This is a genomic window from Cellulosilyticum ruminicola JCM 14822 (assembly GCF_001311925.1).
Lineage (GTDB): Bacteria > Bacillota > Clostridia > Lachnospirales > Cellulosilyticaceae > Cellulosilyticum > Cellulosilyticum ruminicola.
The window spans coordinates 1-17707 of sequence record NZ_BBCG01000066.1 but is presented as its reverse complement, the minus strand read 5'-3'; the positions used below and the strand labels follow the sequence as shown (position 1 = coordinate 17707).

The following is a 17707-nucleotide window of genomic DNA, read 5'->3' as shown; positions in this document are numbered from 1 at the left end:
TTATGGTTAGTGTGCATCTAAAAAAGAAACTTATTACGGTTTAAAGTTTCATGCTGCAGTTACTTTAGATGGTTATCTTGTAGAAATTGAAATTACAGCTGCCAACGTAGATGATCGTGCTATTCTATGGGAACTATTATCAGATGTCTATCAACCTATTGTTCTAGGTGACAAAGGATATATAGGTGATCATATTGCCCAAGAACTAAAAAATGAGAAAAATATGACCTTGCTAGCTTTAAAAAGAAATAATAGTAAGAACCCTTACCCAAAAAATTTAAGAAACTGGACAGATTAAGCATTTAATATTTGGATAAATAGATCTTGGTATAATTATTTTAGGGATTATACAGCTTGATGTATTATCATATTTATCCTATTTATAAGTTGAGATAATCTAACACATGTCGTTATTATAAAAAAATAGAGGATAAGTGTTAATCAAGAAAATAGTAGAATATATAAAATACATTGTATAAATTAAAGTCAATTGTGAAATATAATAAATATATAAAAAAATTATTGTACAACATATATAAAAAAGAAGAGATAAAATAGGTGTATGTTGACATAAGTAATGAAACCGGTTACACTAAGAATGTAGAGTTTGCACCGCAGTCAAAAAGGTTGCAAATGTATTACTTTTAGGAGGAATAACATGAAAGATAACAAAATTATAAGTAATCTATTTGGTCTTTTACAACGTGTAGGTAAGGCATTTATGTTACCAATCGCTTTATTACCAGCAGCAGGTATTTTACTTGGTGTGGGTGGTGCGTTTTTAAGTATTGCCAAGTTAGATAATCCACCTGCTATTTATGCAGGATTAATTAACTTTATTAATATTCCAGCTGTTACAGCTGTTTTAACTGTAATGAACGAAGTAGGGAATGTTGTATTTGGTAACTTACCACTGCTCTTTGCAATTGGGATTGCAGTAGGCCTTGCAAAATCTGATAAAGGAACAGCAGGTCTTGCAGGGGCAGTTGGTTTCTTAATCATGCACACAGCAATATCAACAATGCTTGCATTAGGTGCAACACCACTTGGTGTTATTACAATGGACAATATTCCAGCAGAGTATAGTGCTTATGTAACAAATACATTAGGAATCTTTACATTAAATCTTTCTGTATTTGGTGGGATGATTGCAGGGATTGCTGCTGCAACACTTCACAATAAATATCACAAAATTCAATTACCACAAATTATTGGTTTCTTTGGTGGGGCACGTTTCGTACCAATCGTAACAGCTTTTACAATGTTAATCGTAGGGGTAATTCTTTCATTCATTTGGCCAGTTGTACAAAATGGAATTGCAGTAATTGCAGACTTCGTACAAGGTACAGGGGCAATCGGTGTATTCTTATATGGATTCATTGAAAGAGCATTAATTCCAGTAGGTTTACACCACGTATTCTATACACCATTCTGGTACACAGGTTTCGTAGAAGCTAATGTACATTTAGCAAATGGTACAACAATGCTCGTAGATGGTGCAAATAAGGCCTACTTTGCACAATTAACAAATATGTCAGCTATTGTTGGTGCTGATGCAGAAACAATGACAGCGCTAGTAAAAGGAACAACTGCTTTCATGGCAGGTAAATTCCCAATGATGATTTTAGGTCTTGGTGGTGCAGCAATTGCAATGTACAAAAATGCACATCCAGAGAAAAAGAAAGTAGTAGGAAGTCTTCTTTTAACAGCTGCTTTAACATCAGCTATTACAGGTATTACAGAACCACTTGAGTTCGCATTCTTATTCGTAGCACCAGTTCTTTATGGTATTCACTGTTTAATCGCAGGACTTTCATACATGATAATGAGTATGTTAAACGTATTCATCGGTATGACATTCTCTGGTGGTCTTATTGACTTCGCATTATTCGGTCTTCTTCCAGCTGGAGCAGGTGTAAAAACAAATTGGATTTTTGTACTTTTAGTAGGTGCAGTATTCTTCGTACTTTACTACTTAATCTTTGACTTCTGTATTCGTAAATTCGATCTTAAAACACCAGGTCGTGAAGATGAAGAAGAAGTAACAGCAGATGGCACAAAAACAAGCAATAACATTGCTTTCGCTTATAAAGTACTTGGTTATCTAGGTGGCAAAGAAAATATCACAAACCTTGATGCATGTATCACACGTCTTCGTGTAGGTCTTGTAGATATTAAAAAGGTTAACAAAGAAGCACTTAAAGGACTTGGTGCAGCTGGGGTAATGGAAGTTGGTGACAACGTTCAAGTTATCTTCGGTGGTAAATCAGATAACATCAAAAATGATATCTTAGATATTACAGAAGGCCGTATTAAACCAGATGAATTAGAAAAAGCACTTGCTGAAGATTATGGATCTAACGCAGGGGCGCCAGCAAAACAAGAAACAAAAGTAGAAGCTAAGGCAGAGACAACATCTGTAGGAGAAGAACTTTTAGCACCTATTCCAGGTGAACTTATCGAACTTTCTGAGATTTCAGATCCGGTCTTTTCATCAGGTATGATGGGTAGAGGATTCGGTATCGTACCATCAGAAGGTAAAGTAGTTGCATTAGCTGATGGTGAAATCTTAACAGTATTCCCAACAAAACACGCTATTGCGATGCAAACAACAAAAGGACACGAAATCTTAATTCACTTTGGTCTTGATACAACACTTCTTAAAGGTGAAGGGTTCACAACACATGTAGAAGTAGGACAAAAAGTAAAAGCTGGCGATTTGTTATTAACAGTTGATACAGAAGCTATCAAAGACAAAGTACCATCACTTAGTACACCAGTTGTATTTACAAACCTTAAAGATGAAGAAGAAATTATCATTGAAAAAGGTAATATAGCAGCAGGTGAAAGTGGTAGAATTAAACTTTCATAATCAAGTAAATAAAAGGCAGTTAAGCGTTAAGCTTAGCTGTCTTTTTTGTTAATTATTTATTTGAAGGCAAGTGTATTTAATTGAGAGGTGTTTAATGGTCTGCTTTTAAAAGATATGCTATAGTAATAGCAGATGGCTTATAGGATAGATAAAGTCAAGAAAATTGAAGAAAATTGAAGAAAATTGAAGGAGAAATAGTTATGCAACAACGATTTAATCAGCTCATGGAAGAGTATTATACAAATTTTGGAGAAATTGCCACAAGATTTGAGATTAGTAAGCACACATTAACACGTAAGGTGACTGGAAAGATGGACTTTACTTATCCAGAGATGATGCTTTAGGAGTAGATTTTTAATATTGAAGATCTAGTGGCATTTTTCTTTAATGGAAAATAGACTTTCTGTACAAAGGTAGGGAAATAAGTTATAATCAACTTAAGAGTTAACATAAAACAAAATAATTATATTAATTTTAAAAGATTATAGCTTATTGGATTTGAAAGGAATAATATATGGCAAATGTTGGTGTATTTGATGTTTTAGGACCTATTATGATTGGACCATCGTCTTCTCATACAGCGGGTGCAGCAAGACTTGGAAAAATGGCAAGAACAATCGTAGGAAGACCTATTCAATCAGTGAATTTCTTATTACATGGTTCATTTAAAGAAACTTATAAGGGACATGGGACAGACCGCGCCCTTGTCGCAGGAATTTTGGGAATGAATCCAGATGATGTGAGACTGAGAAATGCTTTAGATATTGCTAAGGCAAAAGGTCTAAAAGTGCAATTTACGCCAGCAGATTTAGGCGATGTGCATCCTAATACAGTGAAATGTCTTATTACTGATGAAGTAAATGAAAGTTGGGAAATACTTGGTTCATCTATTGGTGGTGGACTTATTGAGATTAAAGAGATTAATGGTGACAAAGTAAAGATTACAGGCGAGTATACAACACTGATTACTTGTCATGAAGATCAGCCAGGTACTGTGGCAAAAGTTTCTGGAATTTGTCATGAGAGGAATATTAATATTGCTTTTATGCAGCTTGTACGTAGTCAAAAAGGGCAAGGTGCAACAATGACATTAGAATTAGATGGGCAAGTGGCATCAGATTTAACAGAAGAAATTAAAAAGGTACCAGGTGTAAGTCGTGTAATTTTAATTAATCCATTAGGAGGTAACGCATAATGAGAATGGCTAAATCTGCAATAGAAATGATTGAGATTTGCGAAGAGATGCAAATCTCATTAAGTGAATATGCAATTCGTAGAGAGATGGAAGATAGAGGTGTATCTAGAGAAGTTTTAATGGAGCAAATGCAAGAAACACTAGATGCCATGCGTGAAGGTGCAACTTTAGGCCGTGAAAAAGCTGTGTATTCTTTAAGTGGACTTATAGGCGGAGATGCTTTTCGTCTTGAGCAATATTTAGCTTCGGGTAAAAGCTTAATGGGTGATGGCATTATTAAAGCTATGGCCATGGCTTTATCTTCTTCAGAAGTAAATGGTGCCATGGGTAAAATCGTAGCTTGCCCAACAGCTGGTTCATGCGGCATTTTACCAGCCGTTATTTTAACTGCTGGGGAGCAATTAGAAAAAACAGATGAAGAATTAGTGATGGGACTATTCGCGGCGGCAGCTATGGGACTTATCATAGGACAGAATGCTACTTTCTCTGGTGCAGAAGGTGGCTGTCAGGCGGAATGTGGTTCAGCAGCAGCTATGGCAGCAGGTGCGGTTGTAGAATTAATGGGGGGAAGTCCAGCTATGAGCTTTGATGCAGGGGCCATAGTCTTTAAAAATGTACTTGGTTTAGTTTGTGATCCTGTGGCGGGGCTTGTGGAAATTCCATGTGCGAAGCGTAATGCTTCAGGTGCAGTAAGCGCTTTAGCTACAGCTGATTTAGTGATGGCAGGCGTGGGCTCACATATTCCGTTTGATGATGCATTAGGTGCAATGTATAAGGTAGGAAAAGGGCTGCCAGAAGAATTACGTGAAACAGCCTTAGGCGGAATGGCAACAACGCCAACAGGTGTAGCACTTAAAAATAAAGTCTTTGGGAATGCTTAAGATGTCAACTTTTAAAATCTTAGTGGATGCAGATGGTTGTCCTGTTAAAGAGATTGTAGCGCATGTTGCCAAAACTTATGAAATAGAAGTTATATTTTTGTGTGATTTGAATCATGAATTTGAAGTAAGTTATGGAAGTGTTCATAAAGTAACACCTGGAAGAGATGCTGTAGACTTTGCAATGATTGGCAAGGTTAAAAGAGGTGATATAGTTGTCACACAAGATTATGGTGTGGCGGCTATGGCATTAGGAAAAGGTGCTTATGCTTTAAATCAAAATGGTAAGCATTACACAAATGAAAATATAGATCAGATGCTCGTTGAAAGGCATATTAAGAAAACTGCTAGAAGACAGGGCAAACATTTTAAAGGTGGATGTGCTAAAAAACGTACAGATGAACAAGATATGCAATTTGAATATCAGCTTAAAAAGATGATTTTACGAATTATGGGGCATTAATGCCTTAATTAAATAGAATAAGGTGCTATGAAATAACATGATTTCATAGCACCTTTTATTATGCTTATAAATGAAAGATTGGTTTTATTAAGAAGTATATTAGCATGATTCATCATGAAACATATAAGAATCGTTTATAGGAATCATATCAGGAAGAGAACCAGTAAGTGTTTCATAATCTAGAGGACGTCCCCAGAGATATCCTTGAATATAATCGCAGCCATGAGACTTTAAGAGATTAAGTTGAGTAATATCTTCAATGCCTTCTGCTACAACTTTGTAATCTAATTTCTGAGCAATAGAAATAATGGCTTCTACAAGGTGCTCTTGTTTTTTTGAACTAACAATAGAATCAATAAAGGATTTATCAATTTTAATAATATCTAAAGGTAGAATTTGAAGGTAACTTAATGAAGCATAAGTTGTACCGAAATCATCAAGGGCAATATGGATACCCATGTCACGTAATTCATTAAGTAAGCGTATTACATATTCTTTTGAAGAGATAAAGATAGATTCGGTAATTTCAAATTCTAAACATTCAGGTGGAAAATGTGTGTCTGCAAGTACCTTTTTCACCATTTTTAAAAAGTTAGTATCAATCATTTGAATCACTGAGATATTTACAGAGATTATAGGTTTAAAGTGATAGTAATCCATAAGTGATTTAAAGGTTGCACAAGCGGAGTATAAAATCCATTCACCGATGGAGATAATAAGTCCCGTATCTTCTGCTACAGGAATAAAAGTAGAAGGTGCTACAGCACCAAGCTCTGGAGATTGCCAGCGAATAAGACATTCAAAGCCACGTAGTTCTTTATTACCTACTGTATATTGTGGTTGATAAACAAGATAGAGCTCATCATTTTGTACAGCATTTTTTAAATAATTTTCAAGGTTGGTTTTATAAACCAGTGCAGTATGCATTTGTTGATTAAAGTAAACCACTTGATTTTTGCCAGCAAGTTTGGCACTATACATAGCTGTATCCGCATATTTTAGAAGTTCTTCAGAAGAAGTAGCATCTGTAGGATAAACAGCAATACCAAAGCTGGCAGAGATGAAAAATGGATTACTTTGGACGTTAAGCTGAGTTAAAATAATGTCTTTTAAGTGATTTGTGTAAGTTAAAATATCATCATGATTTTGTAGACTTTTAATAATTAAGGCGAATTCATCTCCTCCTAAACGTCCTAATAAGTCATCTGGGTGAATATAGTCTTGAAGGCAGCTAGCAAGTTCAATGAGAATCTCATCGCCTTTCTGATGCCCAGCTGTATCATTGATTTTTTTAAAGTCATCCACATCAATAAAAACAATGGAAAAATGTGATTTTTTTTCAGGGTCAGAAGTAATGAGTTCATCTAATGTCTTTAAGAAACGTCTACGATTAGCAAGTCCAGTTAAAGCGTCATAAAAAGCAATTTCATTAAGTTTTTCTTTTTGTAAAAGTGTTTCTGAAATTTTAAGTTTAAGTTGCCTGCTATATTGATAAATAATCGTTGTACTTGCAGTAACCCCAAGGAAGGTAATAATACCTGTAATAGAAGTATAGTTTTTTGTATGTATAATTGGCATTAGATTACCAAGAGCAGCTACAACACAAAGGATTAGGCAAGTAATATAGCCTATTGTATCAAAGAAAACGACGATTAAAATAAGGGTAAGGACTTGGAGTTGCGTAATTAGTCCAGATAAAGCAGATCGATTATAGACAAAATAGCCTAAATCAATAATAGGTGAAGCTGTAAAGTTAAGTACTATAATGCTAAAAGTTAGTAATAAAAAAGTGAGTACATATAAACCAAGTCCCATATACTTAATAGAAAGATATTTAATTTTATTTTTATTTTTACGCATAATTAGCCCTTCCTTTTTCAATTTTTAAAAAATTTCTCTTTTGTATGTCGACTAAAACATTCTAAATCTAAAGAGGGAATAGCTTAAAATGTAGTAGATTACTAGGCGAATGGATAAGAATAGAGTATAATAGCGTAGATGATAAGATGAAGGAGCAAAAAAATGATTGAAATTGGTAAAATAAGTGTATTAAGAATTAAAGCAATTTTAGATACAGGAATCTATTTAAATGAAATAGAAACTGAAGAAGAAGCGGATATTTTATTATATGAGCAGGATATCAATTTATCAGTAGGGGAACGGATAGAAGTATTTGTTTATCGTGATTCAAATGATCAAAAAATCGCTACACTTAGAAAGCCTAAATTACAACTTGGAGAAGTAGCAGCTTTAGAGGTTGTGAGTATTAACCATATTGGTGCATTTTTAGATTGGGGATTTGAACGTGACCTTTTTCTTCCTTTTAAACAGCAGGTAGGTAAGATTCAAAGAGGAAAAAATTATCTAGTAGGGATGTATGTAGATAAAAGTGACCGTCTATGTGCTACAATGAAAATATATGATGTATTAAATACCAATTCACCCTATAAGACAAATGATGAAGTGACAGGAACTATTTATGCAATCAAAGAAGCATTTGGGGCATTTGTAGCTGTAGCCAATCGTTATCATGGGCTTATTCCAACGAAGGAGCTTTATGGGAAACATCATGAAGGGGAAGTTGTGAGCTTACGTGTGAAATCTGTTAAACCAGATGGCAAGCTAGAATTAAGCCTTAGAAAGCCTATTCATTTTCAAATGGAAGATGATGTAAAAATGATTATGGAAGCTTTAGAAGCTCATGCTGGTAAACTTAAATTGCATGATAAAAGTTCACCAGAAGAAATCAAAAATATTTTATGCATGAGTAAAGCAGCTTTTAAACGTGCCGCAGGGCGATTAATGAAAGAAGGCGTTATAGAAATGAAATCAGATGGCATTTACCGTAATTGGTAATATCATCACTTTGATAATACAGTTGATTTATAATGTAACAATAAGTTTCATAACAAAACAGGGTATCGCAGATGATAAATCATTTTGCGATACCCTGTTTTGTTATGTTCAATTAAGCAATGATTACTTTGTGGAATACTTTTTTACCTTTTTGGATAAGAAGTTCATTTTCTTTGAATGAATCTACTGTAATCATTGCAGCTGGATCTGTTACTGCTGTACCATCTAATTTTACTCCACCTTGAGTTACAAGACGACGTCCTTCTGAACGAGATGGTACAAGTTTTGTGTTTTGAAGAAGTGTTAAGATGTCCATACCTTCAGCAAAGTCAGCTTGTGACATTTCTGTTGTAGGGATAGAACCACCGTGTGCACCACCCATGAAGAGCGCTTTAGCAGCTGTTTGAGCTTTTACAGCTTCTTCTTCACCGTGAACAATTTTTGTTACTTCGAAAGCAAGTCTTTCTTTAGCAGTATTAATTGCAGCACCTTCTACATTTGTAATAGTTTCGATTTCATCCATTGGAATGAACGTAAGAAGTGATAAACAACGTTTAACGTCTGCATCACCTACATTACGCCAGTATTGGTAGAAGTCATATGGAGATGTTTTTTCTGGATCAAGCCATACTGCACCATTTTCTGTTTTACCCATTTTCTTACCTTCGCTATTTGTAAGGAGAGAGAATGTCATACCGAATGATTGATCACCGTGAAGTTTTCTTACAAGTTCAACCCCACCAAGGATGTTAGCCCATTGATCGTTACCACCAAGTTGTAATTTACAGTTATAACGTCTGTAAAGTTCTAAGAAGTCATATGATTGCATAAGCATATAATTGAATTCTAAGAATGTTAAACCTCTTTCAAGACGTTGTTTGTAACATTCGAATGTAAGCATACGGTTAACTGAGAAGTGAACTCCGATATCTCTAAGGAATTCAATATAGTTAAGGTCACGAAGCCAATCCGCATTATTTACCATAAGGGCTTTATCGTCATCGAAAGAGATGAAACGAGACATTTGTTTTTTGAAACATTCAACGTTATGGTCAATTGTTTCAACAGTCATCATTTTACGCATGTCAGATTTACCTGTTGGGTCACCAATCATCGCTGTACCGCCACCAAATAGGGCAATAGGACGGTGACCTGCTTGTTGCATGTGCGCCATAGCCATAACAGTTACAAAGTGACCTACATGTAAGCTGTCAGCAGTAGGGTCAAAACCAATATAAAAGCTAATTTTTTCCTTTTCTAAGAGTTCACGGATTTCTTTTTCATGAGTTGTTTGCTCAATGAATCCACGTTCTAATAATACGTCATATACGTTTCTCATAATGAAACCTCCTATAAATTAATTGTAGGTGAATTTTTTCCATATAAAAAGGGTTAACTCAAGTCCTAAGGACGAGTTAACGTGGTACCACCTTAATTTACAAACAAAAAGTTTGCCTCATAGCCGATAACGGGGCTAGCCGGACACGCAACTCCAAAGTTGTATTTCATAATATAAATATATATGTGTTCACACCAACCACACACTCTCTGAAAAAATAATTTATTTACTACTAGGTCTTTATCATCGTTTTTGTGTTTATTCAGTTAAATTTAATCTTAGCATAAGCATAAGGCTATTTCAAGACCTAGAATAAAAAATCAGAAAACAACTAGAAAAAAGTCCTTTCATCATGCAAAATATTATTATAATAGAAAAAAATGAAAATTCAGTATAGATATTAATATGGGAGGCAGCACAATGTATAAAATAAGTAAGGGGAGCCCTATACTAGGATGTACCATAGATGAAAAGGGAGCCAATTTCGGAATATATTCTGATGTGGCAGCAAAAATGCAACTGGAAATTTATTCGAATGGGCCTCAAGATGCATGTGTGAGTAAAATTATTTTAGAGCGTGACGAACACGTACAAGAACATATTTTTAATGTGCGTGTAAGTGGAGTTAAGGAAGGAATGTGTTATATATGGCGCCTTATAGATAGTGCTGGTAATATCTCAAAACCACTTATTGATCCTTATGCCTATGGCATTAATAAAAATGAAGGTGAAGAAGGCGGATACTATAATATTGTCATTGGGTATCATATGAATGAGAGTCCGAGACCATGTGTACCTTGGAAAGATAGTATTATTTATGAGATGCATGTGGGACATTTCACAAATCATGAATCATCAGGCATTGATGACGCCGAAAAGGGAACGTTTACAGGACTTATGAAGAAGCTGCCTTATTTAAAATCATTAGGCATTACAACTTTAGAATTGCTGCCTATTTTCAAGTGGTATCCTTACACAATTAAAAATGTGAATCCTAATACAGGAAAAAAGTTAGAAGATGAATGGGGTTATAATACCATTGGATTCTTTGCAGTTGATGAACGTTACAGTATTGCAAAGGATGGATATGCTGCTTATAAAGAATTTAAAGAATTAGTAGAAGGAGCACATAACTTAGGTTTAGAAATTATATTAGATGTAGTTTATAATCATACTGGTGAAGGTGGGGAAAATGGCGCCCCTTGCAGCTTTAAGATTTTAAGCCCAAACACTTACTATAAATTTGATCATAATGGACGTTATCGCAATTGCTCAGGAACAGGTAATACGTTTTATACCAACCACCCAGTTGTTAAGAAACTGATTTTGGATAGTTTAAGATATTGGGTTGTTTGTATGGGGGTAGATGGTTTTAGATTTGACTTAGCGTCTATTTTAGGGCAAGACTATGAAGGTAAGTGGATGAAAGACTCCTTGTTACAAGACATTGCCAGTGATGCGATTCTTTCAAATGTAAAATTAGTTACAGAAAGTTGGGATGCTAAAGGAAGTTATGACGTAGGTCGTATGCCATATCCATTTAGAGAGTGGAGTGATTACTTTAGAGACACGATGCGTAAGTTTGTAAAAGGTGATCAAGGGATTGTGAAATCTGTAGCTGATTGTATGCTTGGCAAAGAAATTTACTTTGCAGATATGCAAAAAGGCGGTACACATACAATTCACTTTATTACAGCACATGATGGCTTTACACTACGTGATTTATGTAGTTATAATGGCAAACACAACCTTGAAAATGGAGAAGAAAACCGTGATGGGAATAACGCAAACTATAGTTATAACTGGGGGGCAGAAGGGCCAACCCTTGATCAGAACATTTTATACAGACGCCTTGTGGCCACTAAAAATGCTATGTGTCTGCTTTTAATGGGAAAAGGCGTACCAATGATGCTTATGGGTGATGAGATTGGCAGAACCCAAAATGGTAATAATAATGCTTTTTGTCAAAACCATGAAGGCGTATGGATGAATTGGGATCAGCTTATATCAGAAGCTGAACTATATACTTTACAAAGGGTCTGATTCATCTTAGAAAGACTTTAAAATATTTTAATACACAAGAAAAATATAAGGTCACATGGCATGGTGTAAATTATGGCCAGCCAGATTGGTCTTATTATTCAAGAAGTATTGCATGGCATATTCAAGGTGAAGAGTCACTTTATGTAGTAGCTAACTTCTACCATGAAAATCTAAAGTTTGAATTACCTACTGGTAAATGGCAACGCATTTTAGACAGCCATTTAAGTATTAAGGAAGATTTAAAAGAAGAGATGGTTACAGAACCTAGCTATGAAGTAGTAGGTTATAGTATTTGTATCTTTAAAGAGGTAGAAAATAAATAAAAAAGCTGTTGCCTTGCAACAGCTTTTTATTTATCTAGGCAATGAGGTAAGGTGCCATTTGGCTGGGTAAATCTTTATTACTACAAGAGGCTCCAATAATGAAATCTACGTTGAATTCATTAGATAGACGTTTCATTTCATCAACAATAACAATAAGTTCATCAATAGATGCATGGGTGATTTTTAAGAGTTCATCAATGAAAACAACTTGTATATCATGATTAGAGGCTAAAAGACCACATAAGAAACCAAAGAAATGCTGGGTATTATCAAGCTTGAACGGACAGGTTTCTACTAGGCGGATATGATGTGAAAGCGCTAAACGATGGGAACAGCAACTGTCAATATAAACAGCGTGTCCTGTAAGATGTTTAACCGTTTCATTAGCCTTATCAATAAGTAATTTTGTTTTTCCTTCACCTGGATTGCCTGTAATAATTCTTATCATAGCACATCACCTCTTGAAAGTATTTTATTATTATATTTATTCAAGAGATGCATTAAAATAACTTATTTTTTAGGGAAAATTTATAAAAATTTTAAAGTATATAAGTTTTAGGAAACAGTAAATAAAAAACCACTTTAAAAAAGTGGTTTTAATGTGATTAACTATTGGAATAAGGTTGATCGTACACACGTCCATAGAGTGTAAAGCAATAAATACCTGCAATACCGATTACAGCATAAATGATACGACTAATCCATGAACTCATACCACCAAATAAGAAGGCTACAAGGTCAAATTGGAAGAAACCAACAAGTCCCCAGTTAATTGCTCCAATAATGATGAGTGTAATTGCGATATAATCCCAAGTTCTAGATTTCATAATCTAAGTAACCACCCTTTCTTGTATTATAGCGAAGCAAGATGATATTCATAGTATGTGTAAAGTATTTATTTTTATGATAAAAATTATAAGGTAAAATATGGAATATATACTAGAACGCTTCAAAACATAATTTGTTTTTTGAATCATATACTAGAAGGAGAAAAAGTAATGTGAGGTTAATATGAAAAATAATATTGTCCAATTAAGCTTAGGTTATTATGATTTTCTTGCTTTAAAATGGCAGACTTTTGCCCTTACAAAGACTTATCCTTTTTTGAAAGTATACACCATAGGAAGAAGTGTGAACGGGGTGCCACTTTATCTTTTGAGATTGGGGTGTGGACCAAGGAAAATTCATATCAATGGCAGTCATCATGGCAATGAATGGATTACCACATTTATCTTAATGTGTACCATAGAAATATTGTGTAAAGCATTTAAAAATGGGGAAAGCTTATATGGTATGGCTGCAAAGACGCTTTTGCAAAAGGTGACATATGATTTTGTACCTATGGTGAATCCAGATGGCGTGTCACTGGCTATAGAAGGCAGCAAAAATGAACATTTTACAGATAAGCATCTTTCTTGGAATGAAGGGAGTATAGACTTTACAAGGTGGAAAGCTAATGTAAGAGGTGTAGATTTAAATAGGAACTATGATGCAGGCTTTAAGACATATCAGAAAATCACAGAAGTGCATGGACCGTCTTATGCAGGGTATGAGGGACCTTATCCAGAAAGTGAACCAGAAAGTAAGGCCTTGGCAGATTTGGTCCGTACAAGAGTTTATGACATTGTTTTAGCCTATCATACACAAGGCAAAGAGATTTATTGGACATATGACAATCAATATGTTGCAACCGCACAAGAATATGCTAAAATATTTGAAGAGGTCAGTGGCTACGTATTAGGAGAGCCAGATCCACTAGCAGCAGTAGGTGGTTTCAAAGATTGGTTTATCAAAGCTTTTCAGAAACCAGGATTTACAATAGAATGTGGCAAAGGTGAAAATCCTATTGCCACAAGTCAAAGTGAAGAGATTATTAGGGCCACATTACCGATTGTATTCGCCGCTGCAAAAGACATTAAGAAAAGAGGACATTAAGTGGAAGTTTATTATAAATACTCAACTCACCTTAAAGAAAAATATGGTGAGAAAGTTTACAAAATCCCTGTGAATCTACCAGTCACTTGTCCAAATCGTGATGGCAGTGCTGGTTACGGGGGCTGTACATTTTGTGGGGATGTAGGTGCAGGCTATGAAATGCGTAGCAATAAAGAGCATATTCGTGAGCAGGTAGAAGCGAATATTGAGAAGATTAGCAGCAAGTATAAAGCCAATGCTTTTATTCCTTACTTACAAAATTATAGCAATACGTATATGCCACCAGAGACATTTAAAGAAGCTTTAGAACAAGTGGCTCATGAAAAAGCTGTAGGTGTAGCTGTATCTACAAGACCAGACTGCATTCATAAAGCCTATTTAGAGACTTTAGATGAATGGTCTAAAAAGTATAATAAAACAGTGAATATTGAGCTTGGACTTCAAACAATCAACTATAAAACATTAGAGATCATCAATAGAGGACATGGACTTGCAGAATATTTAGATGCTGTGATGCAGATTAAAGCGTACCCTCACTTTACATTATGTACCATATTATCGTGGATTTACCTTGGGATACAATGGAAGATGTTATTGAGACAGCACGCTGCATGAGTGCACTGCGTATGGATTATGTGAAGCTTCATGCCTTATATATTGTAAAAAATACAAAGCTTGCTAAGGAATATGAAAAAGGTGAATTAGATTTAGTAAGCTTAGAAGAATATAAAGCACGTGTCATTACATTTTTACGTCATTTATCACCAGATATTGTCATTCAGCGTATTATAGGACGCGCACCAGAAGAACATACTTTATATGCCAACTGGAATACAAGTTGGTGGAAAATCCATGATGATATTGTGGCAGAAATGACAGAGAAAGGTTATAAGCAAGGGGACCTTTGCAACTATTTAAATGGTAAAGCCGTGCGTAAGTTTGTAGGTGAAGACTAGATGAAAGTATTTGCAATAGGCGATTTGCATTTATCAAGTACGACAAATAAGCCTATGGATATCTTTGGAGAGAATTGGGCGCAGCATGAAAAACAAATAGAAGCCCATTGGCGAGAGACTATAGGCAAAGAGGATTTAATCCTTATTCCAGGTGATATTTCATGGGCCATGCGTTTAAATGAAGCTCAGGCTGATTTAGACTTTTTAGAGAGCTTACCAGGACAAAAAGTATGTATCCGTGGCAATCATGATTATTGGTGGGACCGCCCTGGCAAATTAAATCGTCAATATGACTCCTTATATTTTCTTCAAAATACAGCATATTTTATAGGTGATATTGCCATTTGTGGTACAAGAGGATGGCTTAGTCCAAATGAAGTGAAATGGGACGAAGAAGATGAAAGACTTTATTTAAGAGAACTTGAACGCTTAAAGCTTTCTTTAAAGGCGGCTATGGCCAATAAAGATTTAAAAGAAATATGGGTGATGGTACATTATCCACCTACATACAACAAGGATATGACATCTCCTCTGAAAGCATTATTAAAAGAATATCCTGTAACAAGAGTTATTTATGGCCATTTACATGATGCCCTTTCTTGGAAGGAAGCCTTAAAAGGTGAAGAAGACGGCATTATATATAGCCTTGTGGCAGCAGACTATATCGGGTTTAAGCCAACTATGCTTACAGAAATCAGAACAGAAAATTAATGGAGAGAAAACATGAAGTTACCAGTTGCTTTTGAAAATAAAATGAAGGGGCTATTAAAAGATGAATATGAAGCTTATTTAGCATCTTATGATTTACCTAAATATCAAGGTTTTCGTATTAATACCCTTAAAATCAGCTTAGAAGAATGGGAGAAAATCAATCCCTTTAAAGAAGTCAAACCAGTACCTTGGTGTCATGATGGCTTTTACTATAGCCCAGATGAGAAACCAGGGAAACATCCTTACTATTATGCAGGATTATATTATATTCAAGAACCAAGTGCCATGTCACCAGGGCATATATGCCAATTGAAGAAGGCGACAAAGTATTAGATCTTTGTGCGGCACCAGGAGGAAAGTCAACACAGCTTGCGGCGAAACTTGGACAAAGCGGTGTTCTTGTATCTAATGACATTAGTGCTTCACGTGCAAGAGCCTTACTTAAAAACTTAGAAAACTGGGGCGCTAGAAATATCATTGTAACCAGTGAAGATGCACCTAAACTGGCTAGCAAATGGGCCAATTACTTTGATAAGATTTTAATTGATGCCCCATGTTCAGGAGAAGGCATGTTCCGTAAAAGTGAAGATGCAGTAAAAAGCTGGGAAACACATGGCGTAGAGCACTGCTGTAATTTACAACGTAACATTTTAGAAAATGTTGTAACGATGCTTAAACCAAATGGGATGATCTTATATTCAACTTGTACCTTCTCACCAGAAGAAGATGAATGTATGATAGAGGCTTTCTTAGATCAAAATCCTGATTTTAGCGTGGTACCACTTGAAGGTGTAGGCGGCATTTCAAATGGTGAGCCGCAGTGGGTACCAGGCGGTGGAAGAGAAGAATTAAGAGGTGCTCTTAGATTATGGCCACACCGTATGGCAGGAGAAGGCCACTTTGTATGTTTACTTCAAAGACATGGAGAAGGCAGTGGCAGCGTGCCAGTACCTAAAAAACGTAAATGCATCAAAGATTATAAAGAAGCCGCTGAATTTATCAGTGAACAAACACATATTGATTTAAATACACCAGTAGAAGAAATCAAAGGGAAACTTTATATTTTACCAGAAGAAGCACCAGATCTTACAGGAATTCGTGCTATTCGTTCAGGTCTTTATTTAGGCGAAACAAAAAGTAAACGCTTTGAACCTTCACAAGCTCTCGTTTTAGCATATCCAAAAGAAATGTTTAAACGTACCATTGAAATTGGTGAAGATGAAGAAATGGTGAAACGTTATTTAAAAGGTGAGACACTTTTAATTGAAGCAAGTAAAGGATGGCATATTGTATGCATGCAAGGCTATCCTTTAGGCTGGGTAAAAGCACAAAACAATATGCTTAAAAACCAATATCCAGCATCTTGGCGTATGATGGGTTAAGGAAGATAGGAGTAGAATATGGCAAAGATGAGATTAGATAAGTACTTAGTGCATGTTGGGTACGGCACAAGAAGTACAGTACAAAAGTTAATTAAAGGGAAAAAGGTACAGGTCAATGATAGCGTTGTACAAAAGCCTGAGACAAGCATTAATCCAGATACAGCAGTGGTTAAAGTAGGAGGACGTATCATGGATTATCAAGAGTTCTATTACTTTATTCTGAATAAACCAGGTGGTTACATTACAGCTACTGAAGATAAGAAATTACCAACAGTAGTGGATTTATTAGAAGAAGAAGATCGTAATAAAGATGTAGCGCCAGTAGGACGTTTAGACAAAGATACAGAAGGTTTACTCGTTTTAACAAATGACGGCAAAACAACACATGAAATCCTTTCACCTAAAAAACACGTAGATAAAGTTTATTATGCTAGAGTAGCAGGAAAGGTAGTAACAGAAGACTGTGCCAAATTTGCAGCAGGAATGATATTAGAAGATGGAACAGTTTTTGCACCAGGTAAACTTGAAATTATTTCAAGTGGTGAGGAGTCAGAAATCTATGTCACTATTAAAGAAGGTAAGTTCCATCAAGTGAAACGTATGGTACAAGCTATTGGCAAAGAAGTCGTATACCTTAAACGTATTAAAATGGGGAACTTCAGCTTACCAGAAGATTTAGAAATCGGTGAGTATCGTCAGCTGACAAAAGAAGAACTGAAGCAGCTTAAAGGCGAAGCCTAAAAGTTTATTAAGG

At 35.4% G+C, this 17707-nt stretch carries 19 protein-coding genes, 1 pseudogene and 1 other annotated feature; of the genes and pseudogenes, 16 read left to right on the top strand and 4 right to left on the bottom strand.

Translation table 11 applies throughout. The features are described 5' to 3' along the window. Positions 1-10: 10 nt before the first annotated feature. From JCM14822_RS25190 to JCM14822_RS15640, 6 genes and pseudogenes are all read left to right on the top strand, one after another. Positions 11-289, top strand: a pseudogene (locus JCM14822_RS25190) (transposase); the annotation flags it as partial. A 369-nt stretch (positions 290-658) separates the two neighbouring features. Further along, a complete protein-coding gene (locus JCM14822_RS15655) occupies positions 659-2872 on the top strand; it encodes a PTS transporter subunit IIABC (RefSeq protein WP_054743267.1) in 2214 nt (737 codons plus the stop codon). 200 nt (positions 2873-3072) lie between these two features. After that, complete coding sequence (locus JCM14822_RS20570) at positions 3073-3216, top strand: hypothetical protein (RefSeq protein ID WP_157047821.1); 144 nt, start codon at positions 3073-3075, stop codon at positions 3214-3216. A gap of 170 nt (positions 3217-3386) precedes the next feature. Continuing rightward, on the top strand, positions 3387-4067 hold the full coding sequence (gene sdaAB / locus JCM14822_RS15650) for an L-serine ammonia-lyase, iron-sulfur-dependent subunit beta (RefSeq protein WP_054743266.1): 681 nt from the start codon (positions 3387-3389) through the stop codon (positions 4065-4067). Beyond that, entirely contained in the window at positions 4067-4948 is an 882-nt protein-coding gene (gene sdaAA / locus JCM14822_RS15645) for an L-serine ammonia-lyase, iron-sulfur-dependent, subunit alpha (protein ID WP_054743265.1), read from the top strand. The genes sdaAB and sdaAA overlap by 1 nt, the downstream gene beginning before the upstream one ends. Before the next feature lies 1 nt (position 4949). Further along, a complete protein-coding gene (locus JCM14822_RS15640) occupies positions 4950-5408 on the top strand; it encodes a YaiI/YqxD family protein (protein WP_054743268.1) in 459 nt (152 codons plus the stop codon). Between the two features lie 99 nt (positions 5409-5507). Here JCM14822_RS15640 and JCM14822_RS15635 read toward each other — a convergent pair whose 3' ends face one another. Then, complete coding sequence (locus JCM14822_RS15635; protein WP_054743264.1) at positions 5508-7268, bottom strand: putative bifunctional diguanylate cyclase/phosphodiesterase; 1761 nt, start codon at positions 7266-7268, stop codon at positions 5508-5510. Positions 7269-7430: 162 nt separating this feature from the next. On the opposite strand from JCM14822_RS15635, the gene JCM14822_RS15630 reads away from it, so the two are divergent. Next, the gene (locus JCM14822_RS15630; RefSeq protein WP_054743263.1) at positions 7431-8264 is read left to right on the top strand and encodes a CvfB family protein; all 834 of its coding nucleotides are present in this window, start codon (positions 7431-7433) and stop codon (positions 8262-8264) included. 112 nt (positions 8265-8376) lie between these two features. Here JCM14822_RS15630 and tyrS read toward each other — a convergent pair whose 3' ends face one another. Beyond that, positions 8377-9603, bottom strand: a complete 1227-nt coding sequence (gene tyrS / locus JCM14822_RS15625; protein ID WP_054743262.1) for a tyrosine--tRNA ligase — start codon at positions 9601-9603, stop codon at positions 8377-8379. A 64-nt stretch (positions 9604-9667) separates the two neighbouring features. Further along, positions 9668-9859: a binding site (T-box leader), on the bottom strand. A gap of 164 nt (positions 9860-10023) precedes the next feature. Here tyrS and JCM14822_RS15620 point away from each other — a divergent pair. Further along, positions 10024-11646 carry an alpha-amylase family glycosyl hydrolase gene (locus tag JCM14822_RS15620; RefSeq protein ID WP_054743261.1) on the top strand — a complete coding sequence of 541 codons (1623 nt, stop codon included), beginning with the start codon at positions 10024-10026 and terminating at the stop codon, positions 11644-11646. Further along, a complete protein-coding gene (locus tag JCM14822_RS25185) occupies positions 11625-11969 on the top strand; it encodes a hypothetical protein (protein ID WP_408606214.1) in 345 nt (114 codons plus the stop codon). The genes JCM14822_RS15620 and JCM14822_RS25185 overlap by 22 nt, the downstream gene beginning before the upstream one ends. A gap of 34 nt (positions 11970-12003) precedes the next feature. On the opposite strand, the gene JCM14822_RS15615 is transcribed toward JCM14822_RS25185, so the two are convergent. Both JCM14822_RS15615 and JCM14822_RS15610 read right to left on the bottom strand, forming a co-directional pair. Then, complete coding sequence (locus JCM14822_RS15615) at positions 12004-12417, bottom strand: hypothetical protein (protein WP_054743260.1); 414 nt, start codon at positions 12415-12417, stop codon at positions 12004-12006. A 157-nt stretch (positions 12418-12574) separates the two neighbouring features. Next, on the bottom strand, positions 12575-12796 hold the full coding sequence (locus JCM14822_RS15610) for a DUF378 domain-containing protein (RefSeq protein ID WP_054743259.1): 222 nt from the start codon (positions 12794-12796) through the stop codon (positions 12575-12577). 184 nt (positions 12797-12980) lie between these two features. Between JCM14822_RS15610 and JCM14822_RS15605 the strand changes: the two genes are divergently transcribed. Genes JCM14822_RS15605 through JCM14822_RS15585 form a run of 7 tightly spaced genes read left to right on the top strand, consistent with a single transcriptional unit; the run spans position 12981 to position 17694 of the window. Further along, positions 12981-13904 (top strand): M14 family metallopeptidase, encoded by a 924-nt coding sequence (locus tag JCM14822_RS15605; protein WP_054743258.1) that lies wholly within the window; start codon positions 12981-12983, stop codon positions 13902-13904. Then, entirely contained in the window at positions 13905-14519 is a 615-nt protein-coding gene (locus JCM14822_RS23250) for a radical SAM protein (protein WP_306307365.1), read from the top strand. It abuts the gene before it with no gap. After that, positions 14486-14860 carry a hypothetical protein gene (locus tag JCM14822_RS23245; RefSeq protein ID WP_306307364.1) on the top strand — a complete coding sequence of 125 codons (375 nt, stop codon included), beginning with the start codon at positions 14486-14488 and terminating at the stop codon, positions 14858-14860. Before JCM14822_RS23250 ends, JCM14822_RS23245 begins: the two co-directional genes overlap by 34 nt. Continuing rightward, positions 14861-15571 (top strand): metallophosphoesterase, encoded by a 711-nt coding sequence (locus JCM14822_RS15595; RefSeq protein WP_054743257.1) that lies wholly within the window; start codon positions 14861-14863, stop codon positions 15569-15571. It begins immediately after the preceding gene. Positions 15572-15583: 12 nt separating this feature from the next. Then, on the top strand, positions 15584-15904 hold the full coding sequence (locus JCM14822_RS23240) for a hypothetical protein (protein WP_306307363.1): 321 nt from the start codon (positions 15584-15586) through the stop codon (positions 15902-15904). Next, a complete protein-coding gene (locus JCM14822_RS15590) occupies positions 15874-16953 on the top strand; it encodes an RsmF rRNA methyltransferase first C-terminal domain-containing protein (protein WP_306307362.1) in 1080 nt (359 codons plus the stop codon). The genes JCM14822_RS23240 and JCM14822_RS15590 overlap by 31 nt, the downstream gene beginning before the upstream one ends. 18 nt (positions 16954-16971) lie before the next feature. Continuing rightward, complete coding sequence (locus JCM14822_RS15585) at positions 16972-17694, top strand: pseudouridine synthase (RefSeq protein WP_054743256.1); 723 nt, start codon at positions 16972-16974, stop codon at positions 17692-17694. Positions 17695-17707 lie beyond the last annotated feature (13 nt).